Source organism: Corynebacterium mendelii (assembly GCF_017307055.1).
Classification (GTDB): Bacteria; Actinomycetota; Actinomycetes; order Mycobacteriales; family Mycobacteriaceae; genus Corynebacterium; species Corynebacterium mendelii.
Window position 1 is genome coordinate 425,121 of record NZ_JAFLEQ010000016.1, and the last position, 21,305, is coordinate 446,425.

Consider the following 21,305-nt stretch of genomic DNA (forward strand, 5'->3'; position numbering starts at 1 on the left):
CGGAGAAAATCCATTCCCGCGAAATCTCCTCCACCGAGGTCACCCGGGCGCATCTGGACCGGATCGCCGAGGTCGACGGTCAACTGCACGCCTTTTTGCACGTGGCCGAAGACCGGGCACTCGCTGCCGCGGAAGCAGTCGACAAGGCCCTTGACGCCGGCGAGAAACCGGCCTCCGCACTGGCCGGTGTGCCACTGGCACTGAAAGATGTGTTCACCACCACCGATATGCCGACCACCTGCGGGTCGAAAATGCTCGAAGGCTACCTCAGCCCCTATGATGCGACGGTCACCAAGCGGATCCGCCAAGCCGGTATCCCGATTCTGGGCAAAACCAACATGGACGAATTCGCCATGGGTTCTTCCACCGAGAACTCCGCTTACGGCCCGACGAAAAACCCGTGGGACACCACCCGCACAGCCGGTGGTTCCGGCGGCGGATCCTCGGCGGCGATCGCCTCCGGCGAAGCCCCGATCGGTATCGGCACCGACACCGGTGGTTCCATCCGCCAGCCGGCCGCGCTGACCGCCACCGTCGGTGTCAAACCCACCTACGGCACAGTCTCCCGCTACGGGCTGGTCGCCTGCGCCTCATCACTGGACCAGGGTGGACCCACCGCCCGCACGGTGCTTGACACCGCCCTGCTGCACCAGGTCATTGCCGGGCACGACAGCTATGATGCCACCAGCGTCGACAAGCCGGTGCCTGATGTGGTGGCCGCAGCGAAAAAAGGTGCCGACGGCAACTTAAAGGGCGTGAGGGTCGGTGTGGTCAAACAATTCGACCGCGACGGCTACCAGAAAGGTGTGCTCGACAACTTCCACGCCGCGGTGAAACAACTGACCGACCAGGGAGCCGAAGTCGTCGAGGTCGACTGCCCCCACTTCGATGACGCGCTGGCCGCCTACTACCTGATTCTTCCCTGCGAAGTCTCAAGTAACCTGGCCCGTTTCGACGGTATGCGCTACGGTCTGCGCGACGGCGACGACGGACACCACTCGGCGGAAGAAGTCATGGCGATCTCCCGGGCCAAAGGCTTCGGGCCAGAGGTCAAACGCCGCATCATCCTCGGCACCTATGCGCTGTCGGTCGGCTACTACGACGCCTACTACCTGCAGGCGCAAAGGGTGCGCACCCTGATCGCACAGGATTTCGCCGCAGCCTACGAAACCTGCGACGTGCTGGTCAGCCCCACCACCCCGACCACCGCGTTCAAACTGGGTGAAAAAGTCGACGATCCGCTGGCCATGTACAACTTCGACCTGTGCACCCTGCCGCTGAACCTGGCCGGTGTGTGCGGCATGTCGCTTCCCGCGGGCCTTGCCGAAGACACCAACCTTCCCGTCGGCCTGCAGATCATGGCCCCGGCGTTTGCCGACGACCGCCTGTACTCGGTCGGTGCGGCCTTCGAAGCCGGGCGAGGCTAGCCCGGAAGATATCCGGACCCGACAGCTCAAGCGCCGGGGCCGGCCCCTGGAAGTGGACACCACCACCACGGGGGCCTGCCCCGGCGTGAGCTGTTTTTATGCGCCGGTTTGAGTGCCACCGGCATGCGGAACCGGCCGGAGCATGACCGACGTCCGGTACACAGGTGTTGTCTTATTTTTGGCGCCGGCGCGGGATGTGCGTCTGTGGCGGTGACTGTGCTTGCGCCGTCGGCACCAGCTGGTATGGTGATCCCTTTTTCTTTCCCCTTTTTGCCCCGTCCCCGGACAAAGCAAACCCGTTTAAGGTGATTCCCACGCAGCTCGCCGGAGCGGAGAAAAGCCGGAAAAGGGAAACTTCTGTGTGGCTGGCCTTGCCCTGAACTGGGGGAGAAGCGGATGGTGTTCATCAAGGGGCCGGGTTGGTTTGTTCCGCCCCGCTGCGCCTGCGGGAGCTTTCGAAAAGCCTGTGTGGCGGTATATTTTCTACTTTTGACCCGGTCTGCGGCGGGCTGAACGCCACACCGGGGGGAGATTGCTTCCTGCGGGATGGCGGCCAGCTGTTTACACGGCGCCGTGGATGCAGGCACACTGGATTCAACACCCGTGCAATTCCCTGCGCGGCGTGGCAGCTGCCATCAAGGAGAAAAAGATCATGTCCAACGATCCGAAGCTTTTGTGCATGCTTGTTTTGGATGTGTCCGAGTCCATGGGATGGGGGGAAAAGGGGAAACAGCCCATTGACCTGCTCAACAATGGTTTCGCCAAGTTCTGCGGAAACATGAGTGGCGACCCGAATTTGACGGATCTCGTCGAGGTGGGGGTGGTGACGTTTTCCACCAGAGCCACCCTCGTGCACAAACTGCAGCCTGTAGCGGGGATTCAACACAAGCCATTGCAGGCTAAAGGCATCACCAACTTCAGCGCGGGGATCCGTGCGGCCCTGGAAGAGGTGGCGCGCCGCAAAAAAGAGTTGAATGACCATGGTCGTGCGGTTCGCGGCCAGTGGATCGTCATTGTCTCTGACGGGGGACCCACCGATGGAGAGGGAAATATCGATGCCCTCTGCCCCCTGGCCAATGAAGCAGTGGAATTGGCCGTCGGAAATGAGAAAAAATCCGGCGGCCGAATCTACCCGGTGGCGGTCGGGAAAAAAGCGGACCGGGAATATCTTGCCCGTTTGAGCGTGAGAAACAAGGTCACCGACATCACACAATTTGATTTCGGTGCTCTGTTCGACCAACTGCTCTACACCATCACCCAAACCACGGTCTACAACCACAATGCTCCCGAGATGCTGCAGCCCGAGACCCGCATCATTGGGCAGCGGGGCGGGTATGTCCCACTGGCCGGTTTCACTCAGGTTTCCCGGGGAGCACGGTAGATGAATCAGGACCCACCGGCAGGCTGGATCGGAGGATATGCCCAGATCACCGGTCTCAGGCACCGGCGTTCCGGCCATGGCTGTGATGATGCCGGACGATGCTGCGCCACCCCTGGTGGAGCTGTGTTCATGGTGATCGCCGACGGAGTCGGGTCGGCGGATTTGTCATCGACCGGATCTGCGCTGGCAGTTGAGGCTGCCTCGCGTTTTCTTGCCGGGGCATTGTGCACCCGGGAAAAGGAGCTGGCCGAGGATCCGCACCGGTTTGCCGCGGTGGCCCGGGCGGCTGTCCGGGAAACCTGCTGGGCAATCCGGGACTTTGCGGCATACGAGAACCTGGACCCTTCGCGCCTGTCGACAACTCTCGGGCTGGCGATGGTCTCCGGAAACTCGGGGGTTACAGCCCAGGTCGGTGACGGTTTGGTGGTCGGCAACTATGACACGGGGGACACTTCGGACGGGAGGTACGCATGGATCGACCCGGCGCCGGTCTACGACATACCCACCATGACAGATGCGCTTCCCGGCGCAGGTGAGGCCGCCATCAGAGTCACCGTGCTGGAAGGGCTTACAGAGATTTTTCTCTCAACCGACGGTTTGCGGGGAAAGCTCACCCATCCGTCAACAGGCAGGGTGAATATCCCGCTTGTCACCCAGCTGTCCCGGGATTGTCGCGCACGCACAAGCGAGGATTGGTTGCACAAACAACTTCAACAGTGGGCGGATCAACTCGGCGACGACACCACCCTGGCTATGGCAGTGAACCCGGACCCGTCGGGCTGGACAACCGGTAACAGAGGAGACCACCGTGGATGACAATGACCAAAACGAGAGCTTCTCATTCACCCGGCGGGATGGAGCCGGCAAGCAAACCGCCATCATTCTGCAGGGGCAGGTGGGAGTTGGGGGAGAAGCGACGATCTACCGGGTCGTTGAACCCGACCGCCTCAATGAGGTCGCAAAAATTTTCCCTCCCGGGACCGACCCGGGCGGAAGACGTGAACGAAAACTCCGGGCCATGGTCGCCAATCGGCCTGAGGAACGCAAAATCCGTGGCCACAGCTATCTGGCATGGCCGAAGGCCGTGGTTGAAGACGGCGAAGAAAACTTCATGGGCGTGACCCTTCTCTACCATGATCCTGACTGGTGCCGATCTTTCACAGATTTCCTCGACCACGACAAAGACGCAATCAGTCGCCTCAAGGTCGCGGTGAATCTTATCGCAGCTGTTGAATTGGCGCAGCGCAACGGGCTGGTCATCGGTGATCTGACACCGGCAAATGTACTGGTAAGAAATGATTTTTCGGTTGTGTTTGTTGATCTTGACTCGGCGCAATGGGGAGACTACCGCTGTGGTGGTGTCACCGCTGATTTTGCCGCCCCGGAGAATCTGCCGGCCGCCTACACAGGTCCCTGTCCGGAGTTTCCGGACAAGTGGGATGACCCGAAAAACCGGTGGACCCCGGCCAGGGAAAGGGAGAAAAACAGTGACTGGTATGTGATGGCGATCCTTTTGTTCATGCTTGTCACTGATGTGCGTCCCTTCGACTTCGGGGTGTGGACAGGCGCGGATGACAACTATCCATCGTCGCCGGATCGCCGCAGAAAGGGGCTGTGGGTCGGCGGGGACGCAACCGGATACACGTGGCCAAAAGACGAGCCGCAACTGCTTCGTGAGCGGGGAATCAAACAACTGTTTGCTACCGCTTTTGCGGGGCTGCATGGGAATGGGGATGCGCCAAAACGTCCCGGTCCAAAGCAATGGTTCACCGTTTTGAGCCAGGTTGCGGAGAGCTATCAGGTGGAAGTCTCCGCCGAGATTCGTCAGCTTTTTGGTGTCGCCGCAGCGAAGCGGAACATTCATCCACAGACACATCAAGGAAATACCCGGATATGGCGTGACCCCAGCGAGCTGTTGGATGAGACACTCGAGTCCATCCCGCCACGAACCGCCACCCCGGGCACCAAGCCCAGGCCAGCGGTGGGCCGGAAACCAGCTTCTTCCACGGCTTTTCAGTCGGCTGGTGTCAAGGCGGGAAAACTGCCATGGGAGACATGGTTTTCCAAGCAACCCGGTTTTTTCCCGGACACCAGCCTCAAGGAAATGACCGCTATGGCCCTGGGTTTGTCCCTGGTGGCTGCAGCGGCCAGAGTTCCCACCGGTTTCGGTTCGTCCTTCGACTCGCTTGAGCGGCCGGGGGCCATCGGTTCACTTATTCCGGCTGAAACCGTGGCGTTTTTCTGCGGCATGGTGCCCATCATGCTGGCGGCCGTGGCACTGGTGTCGGCCCGGCGCACCTGGTCGCGCTACGGTCGGCCGGTGCTTGCCGTTGTGGCCGCCCTGGCCGGACTGATGTCGTTTTGGGCGGTTGATCCGGTCCGGTTTGTCGGGATCAGTACCGGATCGGCCTCGATTTCCCGCTTCGTTGAGATGCAACTGGTCAACAACTGGCTGATTACTCCATATCTGGGGCACCCGGACTGGTATCCGCTGGCCTGTATAGCGCTGGGTGGGGGAGCGTTTGTTGTCGGTATGTACCTCGTTTTCGAGGGTTTCCTACAGGCCGGTTGCGGGGCCACGGTGTACGAAAGGATGGTTGTCGCTTTCAGTACAGTCACCGTTTTGATGGTGACGGCCGCACCACTTCTGGGACTGCTGCACGTGCGCTGGTTCATCAAAGAAGCCGAAGGAGTGTACTGGAAGGAGACATTGTCCGACCCACTGTCGGGCACTGTCAGAGAGATTTTTCATTCCGCGCCGCTGCCGGTGCAGTGGGTGCTCGGGCAATCGGCGAAATCTGCTTTTTATCTGCTTGCCGTGGTGTTGCTGATCCAGTGCCTGCGGGCCAAAGGCCAGCGGATGAAGAGTTTCCTGTGTGCCGTGGTCCTGCTGTGTTCCGGGTTTGTCTGTTGGGCTGAATGCTGGCCCAGAGTCAAGCACCGCCTGGAAGCGGCTGGACCGGCCCGGGTGGTCAACCCCGGTGACGTGTCACCGGGCGAGTGGCTGCTGCTGGGCGGTGACACCGATACTAAGGTCGCCTGGCAGCTTTACCGCACGGTGCCGGTGGTTGATCCGGAAGCCGACAAGCCTGTCGGCGGTATTTCTCCCGTCCCGCTTGACCCGCCGGCCATTTTCCGGGGACCGGATTTTTTTAGGGACGTTGAAGGGGTTCCCGAGCACGCGGTCTACGGATTCAATCTGGAACACAACCCCGATGATCCACTGGGGTTGTTGATCAGTGTCACGGAAACCCCGCCGGAGGTCGAAGACAACTAACCAGCGGTCCCGTCGCCGACAATGTCCAGGTTGCACGCTACAGACTGGCATACGGGGTTTTGCAGCAGGTGAGAGAGCATGCCGCACTGATACGACCGCGCCGGGTAACATCGTTGCACAGTGACAGGTGGGACCCACGGGGACATCACAACACCGGGCACAGGTGCGCCAGCAGCTGTGCCACCATGGTGCCCGCCGAGCGCCACGTGATCTGTGACCACACCCACGTTAACAAGGAAGACCTGGTTTCATGACCCGTTTGACCCGTTCCACCGTTGTCCTGCTCACCGCAGGCCTGATTGCAGCCGGTTGCACATCCACTGCCGACGACAGCACCACCGGCAGCACCACCGCCAGCCCGGCTGACCACGCCACATCTGCCACGGCCGCGGACAGCGACGGGGCAGCGGTGACCGTCACCAACTGCGGGATTCCGGTGGAATTCGACAGCCACGGCAAACTGTTTGTCAACGAGGGCAATATCCTGGCCACGGTGCTCTCGGCCGGGGGAGCCGATTCCATTGCCGCGGTCTCGTCGGTGCAGCGGGACATCCCTGTTCTGCAGGCGAAATACGGCGCCGCCACCATTGACCGGATGCCACAGGTCTCACCCGGGCATCCGTCGCTGGATCAGATCGTGGCCCAGCAGCCGGACATTTTCGTCGGCGGATGGAACTACGGGCTGTCAAAAGCCAATAAAATCACCCCGAAAACTCTCGATGACCGTGGGATTGCCACCTATATCCTCACCGAGACCTGCCGCTTGGATCCCTCATCCCCCCAGGGGATCATTGACCCGTTTGTCAGCGTGAAACAGGACCTGGTCAACTGGGGCAGCATCCTGGGCGACAGCACTCAGGCGGAGGACACCATCGCCGATATCGATGAACGTCTGGCGGCACTGGACCGGGCGCCGAAACCGGACACACCACCGGTGGTGTTCGTCATCGATTCCGTCTCGGAGACAGTGTTTACCACCGGCAACTACGGTGCCCCCAACGCGATCATCGACAGGGCGGGAGCGGATAACGCCACCGGCGAAATCGAGGATTCCTGGGTGGCTGTCGGCTGGGAGAAAATCGCCGAGACCCGACCCGACGCCTTTATTTTCGTCGACTACCCGGGCCAAAGCCTGGACGAGAAAATCGCCCAACTGGAATCCAACCCGTTGACCAGGGATTTACCGGCGGTGCAACACCACCGGTTCATTAATGTGCCCTATGCGATGATGACCACCGGGCCACTGGCTGTTGACGGTGCCGAATATGTCCGCCACGCGCTTCAGCAGCTCGACCTGGTCCCCGACTCGTCGGTCACCCCGCAGCTGTCGCTTCCCGAGTCGGTTGCCGGCCGGGAATATCTCACCGGCGTATCCCGGTAAAGCCCGGGCCGCAGCCGGTGGTGGTTTACCCGGCGGTGAAACCGGCCAGTCGCCTGTCCAGCCCGGCTTTGATTCCCGGCCACTGCTGGTCGGTGGCGGTGTAGACGTAAGAGTCATCAATCCGGCCGTTGCGCAGCCGGACAGTGTTTCTGATGATCCCGTCCAGGCTCAAGCCGAGTTTCTCGATCGCCCCGCGGCTGTGCCGGTTGGTCTTTTTGGTTCGTATTTCCACCGCTTTGCAGCCCGCCCGCTCAAAAGCGTGGGCCATCATGAGGTATTTCATCTCCGGGTTGATCGGCCCGCCCCACAGTGATTTGCGCAGCCAGGTGTAGCCGATGGACACCCGCGGCACCGTCGGGTCGATGGCGTAGAAAGCGGTGACCCCGCACGGGGTGGACGTTGCTGTGTCGATAATGGCGAAAGCCACCATTTCGCCGGTTGCCCCGCGGGCCAGTTTCTGCCGGATATCGGCGGCCATGTGCCGCGGATCCGGGGTTGAGGTCCACCACTGCCGGTAGAGTCCGCCATCATCGACGGCCACGGCAAGAGCCGGTGCGTGACTGCGCGAGAGGGGCACAAGGTCGACGAATCGTCCGTTCAAGGTTAACTCCGGGTCAATGAGCGGGTTCGCCATACCGGGCGAGTCTAGCACCGTCCGGCTTGCTGGCCGGGGCCGGAAACCGGCAAAATATTGGTTGTTGAATTGTTATCCGGGGCGGGTTGTAGGCTTTCAGGCATGGCCTTGCGACAACAAGCATCAACCACATCCAGCGGGCGCCCGCCATCCGGGGCCGTGGTCGATGTGCCCATCAAACAGGCGTGGCTGGCTCTGGCGAGCTTGTGCATCGGATTTTTCATGATCCTGCTCGACCAGACGGTGGTGGCGGTGGCCACCCCGGATTTTCAGGAGGGGCTGAACGCCACCCTCAACCAGGTTGTCTGGGTGACCAGTATCTACCTGCTTTTTTTCGCGGTCCCTTTGCTGGTGACCGGGCGTATGGGCGACCGTTTCGGGCAGCGCCGCGTCTTTGTCGTCGGGGTCAGTGTGTTCACTGTCTCCTCCCTGGCCTGCGGCTTGGCGCCCACTGCCGGGTCGCTGATTGCCGCCCGCGCCGTGCAGGGACTGGGGGCGGCGTTACTGGGGCCGCAGTCGATGAGTGTGATCAACCGGATTTTTCCCCGTGACAAACGGGGTGCGGCCATGGGGATCTGGGGATCGGTCGGTGGCCTGGCCACCCTCGTCGGCCCCCTGCTGGGGGGTCTGATTGTCGGCACCATCGGCTGGCAGTGGGTGTTTTTCATCAATGTGCCCATCGGGATTGTGTGCGTGGTGATGGTGATGAAATTCGTCCCCGACATGCCGCGCACCGCCCGGCGGATGGGGCTTGGCAGCGTGATTGTGTCGATTCTGGCTGTCGCCGGGGTGGTGTTCGCCCTGCAGGACGGGCCGAAGATCGGCTGGAACGGCTGGATCATCGCCACCTTGTGCTGCGGGCTGGTGCTGTGCGGGGTGTTTGTCCGGATGCAGAAAACACAGGAACGGCGCGGCGACGATGCGCTGGTTCCGCCGAGTCTTTTTTCCAACCACAACTTCACCGTCGGCACGGTGTCGATTTTCACCATGGGCTTCACCGTCGGGGCAGTCACCCTGCCGATCATGATCCACCTGCAGCAGGGCCTGGGGTTGAGTGCGGAGAAAGCCGGTTTCTGTCTGGTGCCGATGGCGGTGATCTCCGGGGTGCTGGCCCCGTTTGCCGGCAGGCTCTCCGACAGACTGCACCCGAAAGTGCTCTCGGTGGGCGGTTTTGCGGCCATGACCGTCGGGGTGGCCTGGCTTGCGGCGGTGATGCGCGACGGGGTGGGGCTGTGGTGGATTTTCCCCGCCATCTGCCTGATGGGTGTCGGGCACGGGTTTATCTGGTCACCCAATGCCGCGACCTCCATGAGGGATGTCCAGCCGACAGCCATCGGTGCCGCCTCCGGGGTCTACAACACCACCCGGCAGGTCGGCAGTGTGCTCGGGGCCGCCGCCGTCGGCGCGATCATGCAGATCGAGGCGGCCCGCCACACCATATCGACGGCCATGGGCAACTCGGTGATCATCATTGCCGTGGTGCTGGCCGGGGGGCTTGTCGCCGTGTCGTTTTTCAAGGAAGTGCCGCCGCAGTACCAGCAGCAGTGACCCACCGCGCGCGGCGGCGGACCACCGGCGGCCGGGAGAACCCGCCCCGGGCGGCGGATACAACCGTCCCGGCGGCAGGTTCACTGTCCAGCTTTTTGAAAAGAAGTCCCGGTCTTCATCCGGTGGCTGCGACACATTCATCCACCCGCAACATCTGCGGCGGGGGTGAGATGCGGGAGCTTGTGCAGGTGACGTCCGTCCAGCGTAGAACGGGTTTCCGGATCAAGGGGAGGCTGTGTGGGGTTGGGTCCGTTTTTTGTCCGATCGGGAGGGAATAATCCCAAAACCCGCGGAAAAACCGGGCGCAAACAAAAATATTTTTAGTTTCGGCTAGGATCGGGGGCATGCGTATTGCGACTTTGACTTCCGGCGGCGACTGCCCCGGCCTCAACGCTGTCATCCGCGGCATCGTCCGCACCGCGAGCTCCGATTACGGTTCCACTGTTGTCGGCTACCAGGACGGCTGGGTGGGCCTGATGGAGGACCGCCGCGTGCAGCTCTACGACGATGAATCCATTGACCGGATTCTGCTGCGCGGCGGCACCATTTTGGGTACCGGCCGCCTGCACCCGGACAAGTTCAAGGCGGGCCTGGAGACCATCAAAGCCAATCTGGCTGACGCCGGCGTCGACGCCCTGATCCCGATCGGCGGCGAAGGCACCCTCAAAGGCGCGAAATGGCTGTCGGACAACGGTATTCCGGTCGTCGGTGTGCCGAAAACCATTGACAACGACGTCAACGGCACCGACTACACCTTCGGTTTCGACACGGCCGTCTCTGTTGCCACCGATGCCATCGACCGGCTGCACACCACCGCCGAATCCCACAACCGGGTGATGATCGTCGAGGTCATGGGTCGGCACGTCGGCTGGATCGCGCTGCACGCCGGTATGGCCGGCGGCGCCCACTACATTGTCATCCCCGAGCAGCCCTTCGACATCGCCGAAATCTGCAAGGCCATGGAACGCCGCTTCCAGATGGGTGAAAAGTACGGCATTATCGTCGTCGCCGAAGGTGCCTCCCCCAAACCCGGCACCATGGAACTGCAGTCCGGCGGACTGGACCAGTTCGGCCACGAGATTTTCACCGGCATCGGCCAGCAGATCGGCGACGAGATCAAAAACCGTCTCGGCCATGACGTCCGCACCACCACACTGGGCCACATTCAGCGCGGCGGCACCCCCACCGCCTACGACCGGGTGCTGGCCACCCGCTACGGTGTGCATGCCGCCCGTGCCTGCCACCAGGGTGAGTTCGGAACCACGGTGGCGCTGCACGGCGAACACATCAAACTCATTCCGCTGCAGGAAGCCGTCGGCAGCCTGAAAGTCGTGCCCGAGGGCCGCTACCGCACCGCCCGCGCCCTGTTCGGCTGACCGGGGCCGTTGACCGCCCTTCGTTTTTTTGCGAACCGGCACACAACGTTTCCACGTTCACCCACGTCCACGCGCATCCGCACCCCGGGGCAGCAGCACTCAACCATCCGGTTGGTGTTGTCCTCACAAGCCCCGCAGGGTCCGGGTGCGCGCTTTTTTCCGGTTCCACCCCGGCGTGTCGTGGCCGACGCACAGCCGATGGTGGTGCTGGTAAGTTTTAGCTCTACACGTCCGATCACACTGCTGCTGCGCGGCGGTGTTATCCACAATTCATGAGGTGCACCCCCTATGGCCATGGCCAATCCCCTTGTCGCTTTTCTGGCGGCGGCGACAGCTTTTTCCTCCGGTATGTCCACAACCATCGACACCGCCCTTCCCGCCGGTGCCTCGTTTTCCTCCTTCGGGGATTTCACCGGCCACGTGCAGTCACCGCTGCCGCAGGGGGCGCAGCGCATCGCCGACCAAAACCGCATCAAAAACCTGATGCAGGGAACCCTGACAGCGGTCTCCAGCAAGAAAGTCACCATTGTCACCGCCCCCGAGCCGACAGCCACCGGCACTCTTCCGGTCACCGGTTCCGACGGCTGCAACCCCTACAGTGCGCAACTGGTGGTCACCAACCAGGGTGCGATCGTGCTGGGCAATGCCCGGCGGGACGAGCGGGGCTGTGATTCCCCGGTCGATGACGAATTCTGGAAGGTGTTTTCCGGCCAAACCATCATGTATCTGGCCAACAACAACATCATCTACTTAACCGACGGGGTCGACGGCATCGCCTTCCGCAAAACCGGGGCCTGACCATTTCCACCAGTGGTGGTTTCCACCCCTCCCACGGTCGGATGAGTGCCACCACCGTCCGGTCACAAGGGGGAAGAAGATACCCGCGGTTACCCCTGGGGCAGGCCGGGACCTGCCCGTGAGAACCACATAACGTATCGCCCGGCACTGTTTCACCCGGATGTGCAGGTGTTTTTCCTTCCACCGCACCACCTCCCGGTTGCGGGCCGGTACAGGATTAGTCACGGTCATCCGGCACGCCCGGTTACGGGTCGGCCGCGGTCTGCGGCGTGACCGGGATACGGGCGGTGGCACACACTGATTGCGGGGAGCCTGTCATGGAGTGGGCGCTCGTCCCTGTGGACTGGGTTGCGGGAAGAGTCTTTTTTCTCAACCACACAATGGACTTCTAACGGCGCCTGGAGGAGTTCAACGACTGCTATCTGTCCGCCCACCAGAACCAAGCGTTCCGCAACGCCCGCCGACCGGAACAGGGCTACCGTCAGCCCCGGCAACAGATTTGCTGAACCCTCCGATATTGACGCCGTGGTCAGGGAATTCCTGGGTGATTTCCCGCTCCCCGACTACACTTCGGCGGCTCCACACCGGCACGACGACTGTGAGTGGAAACTCCGGAAGCCGGTGGAAAAACTGGCACGCGCCGCCTGGGCGCGCAACTCGGTGCGCAACACCATCAATTCCCGGCCGAAGCGCAGCGCCAACTGTGACCCCGGATCCGCTGAGGGTTGCGCCCCTGTGGAAATGAGACTGGCGCTGGCGGAAAAACGGCTGCAAATGGTCGATCTTCTCCACCAACTGGAATACTTGCGCCGCCAGTAGACCATCGGTCGGGCACAGCCTGTTTTTTCAAAATCCCCGCGTCCTTCCTGCCCGGCCGCCCGGTGGCACCCGGACAGGTTTAGGCCTGGGCCTTGCCACCTGTCACCGGGTGCGCCCCACTGGTAGTTTGGCCGGCATGAGCATGCGGCCGGACAACACCGTTTCCAAGCTTTATGGGTGGATCCGTGCCACGGCGTGCGCCTGCGGGCTGCTGGTCGAACCGGTCGGCAGCCCTGGTGGGAAGGGGCCTGCACACCGGGGCCTTATGGTGCATCCGCTGGCGCTTGGCTGGGTGTTGGCGTGTCAACTTGTCTGCACCCTGGCATTGACCATGGCGAAAAGCCAGCTGTTTATCGGTGGCCTGTGGAAAACAGCCAACCAGTCGGTGCGCCAGATCCGGTTGGTTCCCTTCGCCGAATTTTTCTCCCCCACCCACTGGTATTCGCCGTGGATCAATGCGGTGGGCAATATTGCGCTGTTTGCCGCCCCGGTGTTTGTTGCGGTGCTGGTTGTCTTGTGCACAGGTGCCGGAGGCAGGATAAGGCAGCTGACAGCCGGACCCGGGCGGTTTCACCCCTATGCGGCCGTCGCGGTGGCAGCCGGACTGGCAAGTATTGTCATTGAACTTGTGCAGTTTGTCTTCGCCCTGGGCTACACCGATATCGACGATGTGATTTTCAACGCTGCAGGGGCTCTTGCCGGCTACTGGCTGGGGCGCACCGCCGCCGGGAAACCGGGGATCGCGGCCGCCGGGGTGGCGGCGGTGGGGCTTGTCAACGCAGTCCTGGTGGTGGTGCTGGTCTCTGGAATGGTGGCCGTGGCAGTCACCGGGTGAGCCGGTGGCACCACTGTCGGGCGCAGGGCGATAAACTGTCAGCCATGACAGTCTCCTATGATCTGATGGACTTTGAAGAGGTTCTCGAGCGCTTCGATCCCGTGATGGGGCTGGAGGTGCACGTGGAACTGGCCACCGAAACGAAGATGTTTTCCGCATCATCGGCCTTTTTCGGCGCGGAACCCAACAGCCACGTCGACCCGGTCTCACTGGGGCTTCCCGGCGCGTTGCCGGTGGTCAACGCCAAAGGCGTGGAATGGGCCATCAAGATCGGGCTGGCACTGAACTGCGAGATCGCCGAATCCTCGCGCTTTGCCCGGAAGAACTACTTCTACCCGGATCAGCCGAAGAACTACCAGATTTCCCAGTACGACGAGCCGATCGCCCACGACGGCTACCTGGATGTGGTGCTTGATGACGGCGAGATTTACCGCGTTGAAATTGAACGCGCCCACATGGAGGAAGACACCGGCAAACTGACCCACCTGGGTGGTGCCACCGGTCGTCTTCAGGGGGCCACCAGCTCGCTGGTCGACTGCAACCGGGCCGGTGTCCCGCTGATCGAAATCGTCACCAAACCCATTGAGGGGGCAGGTGCCCGGGCGCCGGAGGTCGCCCGCTGCTATGTGGCCGCCCTGCGGGAACTCGTGGTGGCTTTGGGTGTCTCCGATGCGCGTATGGACCAGGGATCGATGCGCTGTGACTCCAACCTGTCGCTGCGCCCCATTGGCCAGAAAGAATTCGGCACCCGCACCGAGACGAAGAACATCAACTCGGTGCGCTCTGTCGAACAGGCTGTCCGCTTTGAGATGATGCGCCAGGCGCAGGTGATCACCGACGGTGGGACCATCCGCCAGGAAACCCGCCACTACCAGGAAACCGACGGCTCCACCACGGCCGGGCGCATCAAGGAAACCGCGGAAGACTACCGCTACTTCAACGATCCCGATCTGCCGCCGGTGATCGCACCGCGGGAATGGGTGGAAGAAATCCGGGCCACCCTCCCGGAGCTGCCGTGGGTGCGCAAAGAACGCATCCAGAAAGAGTGGAAACTCTCCGATGAAGAGATGCGCGACCTGGTCAATGCCGGGGCACTGGATCTGATCATCGACACCGTCGAAGCCGGCACCACCCCCTCGGAGGCCCGCAGCTGGTGGGTGTCGTACCTGACCCAGAAAGCCAACGAAAAGGGTGTGGAGCTAGCCGCCCTCGAGATCACCCCGGCGCAGGTCGCCCGGGTGGTGGCCCTGATCAACGAAGGCAAACTGACCAACAAACTGGCCCGCAAAGCCGTTGACGGCGTCCTCGAAGGCGAAGGCGATGTCGACGAGGTCGTCAAAAACCGTGGCCTGGAAGTGGTCCGCGACGACGGGGCAATCGAAAAAGCCGTCGACGAGGCCCTGGCCGCCAACCCCGACATTGTCGAAAAGATCAAGGGCGGCAACAAAAAAGCCGGCGGCGCCATTGTCGGCGCGGTGATGAAAGCCACCCGCGGTAAAGCCGATCCCGCGCTGGTGAACAAGCTCATCGCGGAAAAGTGCCGCTAAAGACCCGGCAACTGCTCGAAATGATCATCGCCAGCCCCCGTGATACCGGGGGCTGGCGATGGTTTTTCTCTTCCCGGACATCTGCCGCGCACGACGGCCATGTGCCCGTAAAGACGATCTATTCCGGCGGGTAGTACAGCAAATACGGATTGGCGGCAATCGCCGCAGTGGCAGAAGCGATGAGAATCAAAATCGCACCCAGGGCGATCGGCATGGAACCCGACGACACCGGGGAGCCGTCGTCGCCGTTGGCCTGATTCGGCGAGCTGCTTTTCGCCACCTCGCCAACGGTGTCGGCGGCAAGCGTCCCCATGGTCAATACCCCGGTCGCCGCTTGTTTGCCATCACCGGTCGGCGACGGGGAGCCGTTTGCCCCGGATGTCCGACCGTTTTTGACAGCTGCTTTCGCAGCCGCGATTTTGGCTTCCCTGGCCTCGAGAGAAAGACGTGTCAATGCGGTATCAAGTGTTGCCTCGCCAACCCAGTTTCTCACGTCGCGTTGTGCTGAATTTGGAAGTGCGGCCCAACCGTATTCAAGTTTCTTTTCGATAGCAGTGCATGGTTGGGTGACGGGACTGTAGTTTGCGCAGTTGATTTCCCATACCGATACCGGTGCTTTGGCATAGGTGACCAGGAAATACTTCTGGTCACCGACCGAGAGGTCATCCATTTTTTTCAACGACAGGAAGCGCTGAACTGTGTCGACAGCGGTAATAGATTCTTCGGAATTCCAGTCGCTGGATGATGAGGCGGCAAATCGGATGGCGGCAGCAATCTCTGGTGAACTCGGCAACGTCGGTTGCATGCTGTATGCAGAAGCGGGGGAGACGGCGCCGAAAGCGGCGGCTACTCCGGCCGTGAAGGCGAGGCCAACTGATTCAGGGGAATTCAAGCGCATAGTAATTCCTAGGGAACAAGATGGAGCAAAGAGTGGTTTGGAGTCTAATGCCAACACCGCTTAACCCCGCCTGAAATACCCCTTATTGTCGGGTAATCGACAATTGTCGTTTTTATCTTCCATACATGTAATTTAAAGCCTTTTGTGCAGGGTAAATGTCGATTTTAAGGAAATCTTAGGTTGTTTGCGCCAGTGGCTGTTTTTATGTGGCAATGGCCGCGGGTGGAGGTGGTTTTTCCGCGCCGTGTTTCCGATTGTTGTGCGTGTTGTCTACTGGGGCGTGCGGTGCGTTGGCAAGGTTGCTGCTGTTGGCAGGGGGTGGCCGAAAAACGTCAGGTGTGTTAAATATCACTTTTTCTCTGAGGGTGAGCGTATCCAATAGGGCTGTCCTGCGGGTTTACCACCCATATTGCGGTGGTGCGGGGGTCTGTGCATCCTTTGGCGGAGTTTGGCGAACGGAAGTTTGAGTCAAGTCAAAAGGCTGGACCTTGTTTTTGGTGGCGGTGTCGGTGGGGGTTGCACCAGCTGTGGCCGGTACCATGGATGCAAGGCGCCACCCAGGGGTTGAGCCGCACAGCGACGCAATGGCGTGGCTGGGACGGTTCCCCCGAGTTTTGTTTGCGTGTTTTCCCCACGCATTCAGGCTGGACATTAGTTCATAAGCAGGCTGCCGACCCGGCGGCGGGAATACCATGTGTTTTCCGCCGTAACCGCTGGAGCCTTCATCCTTCCAAGGCCCACCGCCGGTCTTTGTTGTTTTCTCTCCGTCCCCGCGGACCTTCTGGCAATTATGCCGGGGTACTGCCCGGGTGGATGGGGTGTGAACGACCGCAAAGACCGGCTCCAGGTGGCCGGGACACGATTTTTCCGACAACCCAGGAGTTGACTTTCCCCCCATGACCAAACGTGTCATATCTATCGCTATGGCTTTCGTCGGCCTCGCCGTCGGCGCGGGCTTCGCCTCAGGGCAGGAGGTGATGCAGTTTTTCGTCCACTTCGGTACCGCCGGTATCTGGGGTGCCGTGTTCGTCGCCATTTTCATGGCGATCGGTGGCATGGTGATTCTGCAGCTCGGTTCCTACTACCAGGCCAATGAGCACACTGCCGTCCTTGACGAGGTTGCCCATCCGGTGCTCGCCAAGGTTCTCGACTGGTCGGTGATGCTGACTATCTTCTCCATCGGTTTCGTGATGTTCGCCGGTGGCGGCGCCAACCTCAACCAGGCTTTCGGCATCCACAACAACTGGGGTTCCCTGATTCTGCTGGTGCTGGTGCTGTTGATCGGCCGACTGGATATCGACAAGGTGTCCAACGCCATCGCGGTGACCACCCCGTTGATCATCGTGATGCTTTTCATCGCGTTCATCTACGTGATCTTCACCCACGACACACCCACCGAACAGCTGGAGATTGCCGCCGAGAACGTCAAAACCACCCTGCCCAACGCGTTTATCGGTACCATCAACTACGCCGGCTTCAACCTCATCGTTGTGCTGAGTATGTCGATTGTCATCGGCGGCTACTACCTCAACCCGCGGGCTGCCGGTCTGGGCGGGCTGCTCGGCGGCACCACCTTCGGCCTGATGCTGATCATGTCGACCGTCGCCCTTTTCCTGAAGATCGACGAGGTCTACACCTCCCCGCTGCCGATGCTGCAGATCGTCCAGGACATGACCCCGTTCCTCGGCTACGTCATGTCGATCGCCATCTACGGCATGATCTTCAACTCCGCGATCGGTATGTTCTACTCGCTGGCCAAGCGCCTGACGAGCAAGAAGCCCGACAAAGCGTTCTACCCGACCTTCGTGGCCGTGGTTCTGCTCGGCTTCGTGATCTCCTTCTTCGGTTTCCGTAACCTGGTCACCTACGTCTACCCGCTGCTCGGCTATGTCGGTGTGGTGCTGTCGGTTGTCCTGGCCTGGAACTGGATCAAGGATATCGGCGAAATCCGCAAGGAATCCCGCCGCCGGAAGAAGATCCGTGACCTGATGATGATCAAGCTGCATCCCCGCCGCAGCTTCAGCCCGGCGCAGGAGCGCCGTATGCAGGCGCATATCGGACGGTCCAACATCGATAACGCCGAGCTGGAAGGGACCGTCGAAGAAAAGGTCGCCGAGATGCTCGCTGAAGAAGAAGAGCAGTCTTCCGAGGGCCGCAACCTCAACTAGCCCACACCCGCTGCCCTGTAGCCGGTGGTGGTCACACACCCCGGTGGGACAGGGCAGCCCACGGTGCACCACCCCTGCCATCCGCTTTCATCTGCGGGTGCCGGGGTGGTTTTTTTCTCCTGCAACGGGCCGTGGCGGGGCACGTGTGCCTTCCGGGGCCGGTAGGGCACGGGCATGGTCCCGTTTTTCCCGGCTGCTGCCGAGCTTGTGGCGGGGCGGTGATGGCCGCCCCCGGCAGTGGGTGTTCTGGAGAGCCGGAGTGCGGAAAAACCGGGGATTTGAATCAGCCCGAAGCTGTTGTGGCAGCCGCGGCTTTCCAACTGGAAATCCCGGCGGCCGGCACTATACTGGACGGCTGTTGGATTTCCCGGTGGGCCACAGGCAGCGGATATGGTTCCTGCTGTCTGCTGCTTCCCGGCGCCGGTGGCCGTATGCCCCGGCTGTGGTGACCCCAACCGGGGCACAGGCGGCAGTGCCGGCGTGCACGCCGTTGCTTTTTTCTGAACACCATGCATTCTCGCGGTTGCGGCTTTTTTGAAAAACAACACGCCGCAGCCATGACTGGTGGGCGGGTTTTTCCCGTGGGAGAAATCCGCCCATCAAGCCTGCCGTTTTCGCGGATGCGAGCCAAAATACAGGAGTTGAATTCCCAAACCCATGACCAAACGTGTCTTGTCCATTGCCATGGCTTTCGTCGGCCTGTCCGTCGGCGCGGGCTTCGCCTCCGGGCAGGAGGTGATGCAGTTTTTCGTCCACTTCGGTACCGCCGGACTGTGGAGCGCCGTGTTCGTGGCTGTGCTGTTGGCCCTCGGCGGAATGATCGTGCTGCAGCTCGGCTCCTACTACCAGGCCAACGAACATACCGCCGTGCTTGACGAGGTCACCCACCCGCTGTTGGCGAAAGCCCTCGACTGGGCGGTGATTGTGACCGTGTTTTCCATCGGGTTCGTCATGTTCGCCGGTGGTGGCGCCAACCTCAACCAGGCTTTCGGTATCCCGAATATCTGGGGCACCCTGCTGCTGCTGGCTATTGTGCTTTTCGTCGGCAAATTTGACGTGGACAAGGTGTCCAACGCGATTGCGTTCACCACCCCGCTGATCATTGTCCTGGTGCTGTTGACATTCCTGTATTCCCTGGCCACCAACCATTACCCGGTGGAGACCCTCAACGCCTATGCCGGCCAGGTCAAGTCCACCCTGCCGACCGCGTTTATCGCGGCCATCAACTACGGTGGCCTGACGTTCATCCTGGTGGTCAGCATGTCGATTGTTATCGGCGGCTACTACCTCAACCCGCGCTCGGCCGGGTTGGGTGGCCTGCTGGGCGGCCTCATCTTCGGTTTGATGCTTGTCATCAGCGCCGTATGTTTGTTCCTCAATGTGCCGGATGTCTACGATTCGGCGTTGCCGATGCTGAAGATCGTGCAGGAAGTCCATCCCTGGCTCGGATACGTGATGTCCATCGCGATTTTCGCCATGATCTTCAACACCGCCATCGGTATGTTCTATTCGCTGGCCAAACGCCTGACCGCCAAAAAATCGGACAAGGCCTTCTACCCGACGTTCGTTGCCAGCTGCCTGGTCGGCTTTGTCGTCAGCTTCATCGGTTTCAAAAATCTGGTCAGCTACGTCTACCCGGTACTCGGCTACATCGGTTTTGTTTTGTTCGTGATCCTGCTGGTCGCCTGGGCGAAAGACATCAAGGAAATCCGCAAGGAAACGCGGCGCCGCAAAAAGATTCGCAAACTGCTGCTGCTCAAATTGAACCCGCGGCGTGATTTCAGTCCCGCCCACGAAAAACGGCTCAAGCAGCACCTGCACAACTCGGTTGTCGAGGATGGGGAACTGGCTGACGCCTTCGACGAGAAAATGGATGAATACATCCGGGAACAGGAACAGAACCACTCCGGGGGCCGCAATCTGCAGTAGCTGCTGATCGTTGACGGCGGTGCGGCAACGTTGTCCCGCCGCGCCCGGCACAGGGCACGCTGTCCCAAGCGGTGAAAACCGGTCCGTGGCTCTTCCACGGGCCGGTTTTTTGGTGCAAGATGGATCCCATGACCTTCACAGCACCGGAACCGGATACGTTCACCCCCTCCGATGACCGCTACGACCATATGGTCTACCGGCAGCTCGGCCATTCCGGCCTGAAGCTTCCGGTGATTTCGCTGGGCCTGTGGCACAACTTCGGCTGGGACAAACCGCTGGACAACCAGCGGGCGATCATCCGCCGCGCCTTCGACCGCGGGGTGACGCATTTCGACCTGGCCAACAACTACGGTCCGCCGCCCGGCTCCGCGGAAAAAAACTTCGGCCGCATCCTCACCGAGGATTTCGCCGGGCACCGCGACGAGATGGTCATCGCCACCAAAGCGGGCTGGCGGGGCTGGCCCGGCCCCTACGGTTTCGGCGGCTCCCGCAAATACCTGGTCAGTTCCCTCGACCAGTCGCTGGAGCGCATGGGCCTGGACTATGTCGATGTGTTCTACCACCACCGCCCCGACCCGGAGACGCCGCTGGAAGAAACCATGTACGCGCTGCGCGACATTGTCGCCTCGGGCAAAGCGCTCTATGTCGGCATTTCCTCCTACGGCCCGGAGCTGACCGCCGAGGCCTGTGAATTCATGGCGGAGGAAGGCTGCCCGCTTATTGTCAACCAGACCAGCTACTCGATCGTCAACCGGTGGGTTGAGGAACCCGGGGAAGACGGCGACAGTCTGCTGGCGTCGGCAGCTGATGCCGGCTGTGGTGTGGTGGCGTTTTCCCCGCTGGCCCAGGGGCTGCTCACCGACCGCTATCTCCATGGTGTTCCGGCTGATTCCCGGGCCGCCGCCCACAAGTCGCTGTCGGATGACATGCTCAGCCAGTCGAATCTGAAGATGGTTTCGCGGCTCAACGACATCGCCCAGGAACGCGGCCAGACACTGGCCCAGATGGCCCTGTCGTGGGTGCTGCGCCAGCAGGGCGACTACGGCAACCAGACTGTCGTCTCCGCGGTGGTGGGGGCATCCTCGGTCGAACAGCTCGACGCCAACCTCGATGCCGTCGACAACCTGGAGTTCACGGGCAAGGAACTCGCCGCCATTGACGAGGTCGCCCGCGATGCGGGGATCAACCTGTGGGCCGGTGCCACCAAGTCGAAAATCCGGGAGGACGACGACGAGGCGCACCGCAGTGGCGCCAACGGTTTTTTCTGATCAATCCCGCCACCGAAAA

The 21,305-nt window shown here is 61.3% G+C and carries 16 protein-coding genes; 14 read left to right on the plus strand and 2 right to left on the minus strand.

Annotation, left to right across the window (positions count from 1 at the left end):
* The 5 genes from gatA to JZY06_RS10230 all read left to right on the plus strand — a co-directional run.
* Nucleotides 1–1,427 (plus strand): Asp-tRNA(Asn)/Glu-tRNA(Gln) amidotransferase subunit GatA (gene gatA, locus JZY06_RS10210; RefSeq protein WP_207279427.1); only part of this gene is annotated, 1,427 nt, incomplete at its 5' end.
* Nucleotides 1,428–2,079: 652 nt separating this feature from the next.
* On the plus strand, nt 2,080–2,808 hold the full coding sequence (locus tag JZY06_RS10215; RefSeq protein WP_207279428.1) for a vWA domain-containing protein: 729 nt from the start codon (nt 2,080–2,082) through the stop codon (nt 2,806–2,808).
* Nucleotides 2,809–3,624, plus strand: a complete 816-nt coding sequence (locus JZY06_RS10220) for a protein phosphatase 2C domain-containing protein (protein WP_207279429.1) — start codon at nt 2,809–2,811, stop codon at nt 3,622–3,624.
* On the plus strand, nt 3,617–6,085 hold the full coding sequence (locus JZY06_RS10225) for a hypothetical protein (protein ID WP_207279430.1): 2,469 nt from the start codon (nt 3,617–3,619) through the stop codon (nt 6,083–6,085). Before JZY06_RS10220 ends, JZY06_RS10225 begins: the two co-directional genes overlap by 8 nt.
* Nucleotides 6,086–6,335: 250 nt before the next feature.
* Entirely contained in the window at nt 6,336–7,466 is a 1,131-nt protein-coding gene (locus tag JZY06_RS10230) for an ABC transporter substrate-binding protein (protein WP_207279431.1), read from the plus strand.
* 25 nt (nt 7,467–7,491) lie between these two features.
* Here the strand turns inward: JZY06_RS10230 and JZY06_RS10235 are convergent, their stop codons facing one another.
* A complete protein-coding gene (locus tag JZY06_RS10235) occupies nt 7,492–8,100 on the minus strand; it encodes a GNAT family N-acetyltransferase (protein WP_207279432.1) in 609 nt (202 codons plus the stop codon).
* Between the two features lie 102 nt (nt 8,101–8,202).
* Between JZY06_RS10235 and JZY06_RS10240 the strand changes: the two genes are divergently transcribed.
* From JZY06_RS10240 to gatB, 6 genes are all read left to right on the plus strand, one after another.
* Nucleotides 8,203–9,648, plus strand: coding sequence for an MFS transporter (locus JZY06_RS10240; protein ID WP_207279433.1), 1,446 nt, complete (start codon nt 8,203–8,205; stop codon nt 9,646–9,648).
* Nucleotides 9,649–9,992: 344 nt separating this feature from the next.
* Nucleotides 9,993–11,024: a 6-phosphofructokinase gene (locus JZY06_RS10245; protein ID WP_207279434.1), complete on the plus strand. Its 1,032-nt coding sequence runs from the start codon at nt 9,993–9,995 to the stop codon at nt 11,022–11,024.
* Nucleotides 11,025–11,318: 294 nt separating this feature from the next.
* Nucleotides 11,319–11,822, plus strand: coding sequence for a hypothetical protein (locus JZY06_RS10250; protein WP_207279435.1), 504 nt, complete (start codon nt 11,319–11,321; stop codon nt 11,820–11,822).
* Between the two features lie 525 nt (nt 11,823–12,347).
* Entirely contained in the window at nt 12,348–12,641 is a 294-nt protein-coding gene (locus JZY06_RS10255) for a hypothetical protein (RefSeq protein WP_207279436.1), read from the plus strand.
* 265 nt (nt 12,642–12,906) lie between these two features.
* On the plus strand, nt 12,907–13,476 hold the full coding sequence (locus JZY06_RS10260; RefSeq protein ID WP_255568545.1) for a VanZ family protein: 570 nt from the start codon (nt 12,907–12,909) through the stop codon (nt 13,474–13,476).
* 44 nt (nt 13,477–13,520) lie between these two features.
* The gene (gene gatB / locus JZY06_RS10265) at nt 13,521–15,023 is read left to right on the plus strand and encodes an Asp-tRNA(Asn)/Glu-tRNA(Gln) amidotransferase subunit GatB (protein WP_207279438.1); all 1,503 of its coding nucleotides are present in this window, start codon (nt 13,521–13,523) and stop codon (nt 15,021–15,023) included.
* Nucleotides 15,024–15,141: 118 nt separating this feature from the next.
* Here the strand turns inward: gatB and JZY06_RS10270 are convergent, their stop codons facing one another.
* Nucleotides 15,142–15,921 (minus strand): hypothetical protein, encoded by a 780-nt coding sequence (locus JZY06_RS10270; protein WP_207279439.1) that lies wholly within the window; start codon nt 15,919–15,921, stop codon nt 15,142–15,144.
* Nucleotides 15,922–16,817: 896 nt separating this feature from the next.
* On the opposite strand from JZY06_RS10270, the gene JZY06_RS10275 reads away from it, so the two are divergent.
* From JZY06_RS10275 to mgrA, 3 genes are all read left to right on the plus strand, one after another.
* The gene (locus JZY06_RS10275) at nt 16,818–18,089 is read left to right on the plus strand and encodes a YkvI family membrane protein (RefSeq protein WP_207279440.1); all 1,272 of its coding nucleotides are present in this window, start codon (nt 16,818–16,820) and stop codon (nt 18,087–18,089) included.
* Nucleotides 18,090–18,746: 657 nt separating this feature from the next.
* The gene (locus tag JZY06_RS10280) at nt 18,747–20,018 is read left to right on the plus strand and encodes a YkvI family membrane protein (protein ID WP_207279441.1); all 1,272 of its coding nucleotides are present in this window, start codon (nt 18,747–18,749) and stop codon (nt 20,016–20,018) included.
* A gap of 128 nt (nt 20,019–20,146) precedes the next feature.
* Nucleotides 20,147–21,286, plus strand: a complete 1,140-nt coding sequence (gene mgrA / locus JZY06_RS10285) for an L-glyceraldehyde 3-phosphate reductase (RefSeq protein ID WP_207279442.1) — start codon at nt 20,147–20,149, stop codon at nt 21,284–21,286.
* Nucleotides 21,287–21,305 lie beyond the last annotated feature (19 nt).

Bases quoted from the DNA above. Each gene is read 5' to 3' on its own strand.
- JZY06_RS10215 (WP_207279428.1), top strand. From the start codon at position 2,080: ATGTCCAACGATCCGAAGCTTTTGTGCATGCTTGTTTTGGATGTGTCC.
- JZY06_RS10220 (WP_207279429.1), top strand. From the start codon at position 2,809: ATGAATCAGGACCCACCGGCAGGCTGGATCGGAGGATATGCCCAGATC.
- JZY06_RS10230 (WP_207279431.1), top strand. From the start codon at position 6,336: ATGACCCGTTTGACCCGTTCCACCGTTGTCCTGCTCACCGCAGGCCTG.
- JZY06_RS10235 (WP_207279432.1), bottom strand. From the start codon at position 8,100: ATGGCGAACCCGCTCATTGACCCGGAGTTAACCTTGAACGGACGATTC.
- JZY06_RS10240 (WP_207279433.1), top strand. From the start codon at position 8,203: ATGGCCTTGCGACAACAAGCATCAACCACATCCAGCGGGCGCCCGCCA.
- JZY06_RS10245 (WP_207279434.1), top strand. From the start codon at position 9,993: ATGCGTATTGCGACTTTGACTTCCGGCGGCGACTGCCCCGGCCTCAAC.
- JZY06_RS10250 (WP_207279435.1), top strand. From the start codon at position 11,319: ATGGCCAATCCCCTTGTCGCTTTTCTGGCGGCGGCGACAGCTTTTTCC.
- JZY06_RS10260 (WP_255568545.1), top strand. From the start codon at position 12,907: ATGGTGCATCCGCTGGCGCTTGGCTGGGTGTTGGCGTGTCAACTTGTC.
- gatB (WP_207279438.1), top strand. From the start codon at position 13,521: ATGACAGTCTCCTATGATCTGATGGACTTTGAAGAGGTTCTCGAGCGC.
- JZY06_RS10270 (WP_207279439.1), bottom strand. From the start codon at position 15,921: ATGCGCTTGAATTCCCCTGAATCAGTTGGCCTCGCCTTCACGGCCGGA.
- JZY06_RS10275 (WP_207279440.1), top strand. From the start codon at position 16,818: ATGACCAAACGTGTCATATCTATCGCTATGGCTTTCGTCGGCCTCGCC.
- JZY06_RS10280 (WP_207279441.1), top strand. From the start codon at position 18,747: ATGACCAAACGTGTCTTGTCCATTGCCATGGCTTTCGTCGGCCTGTCC.
- mgrA (WP_207279442.1), top strand. From the start codon at position 20,147: ATGACCTTCACAGCACCGGAACCGGATACGTTCACCCCCTCCGATGAC.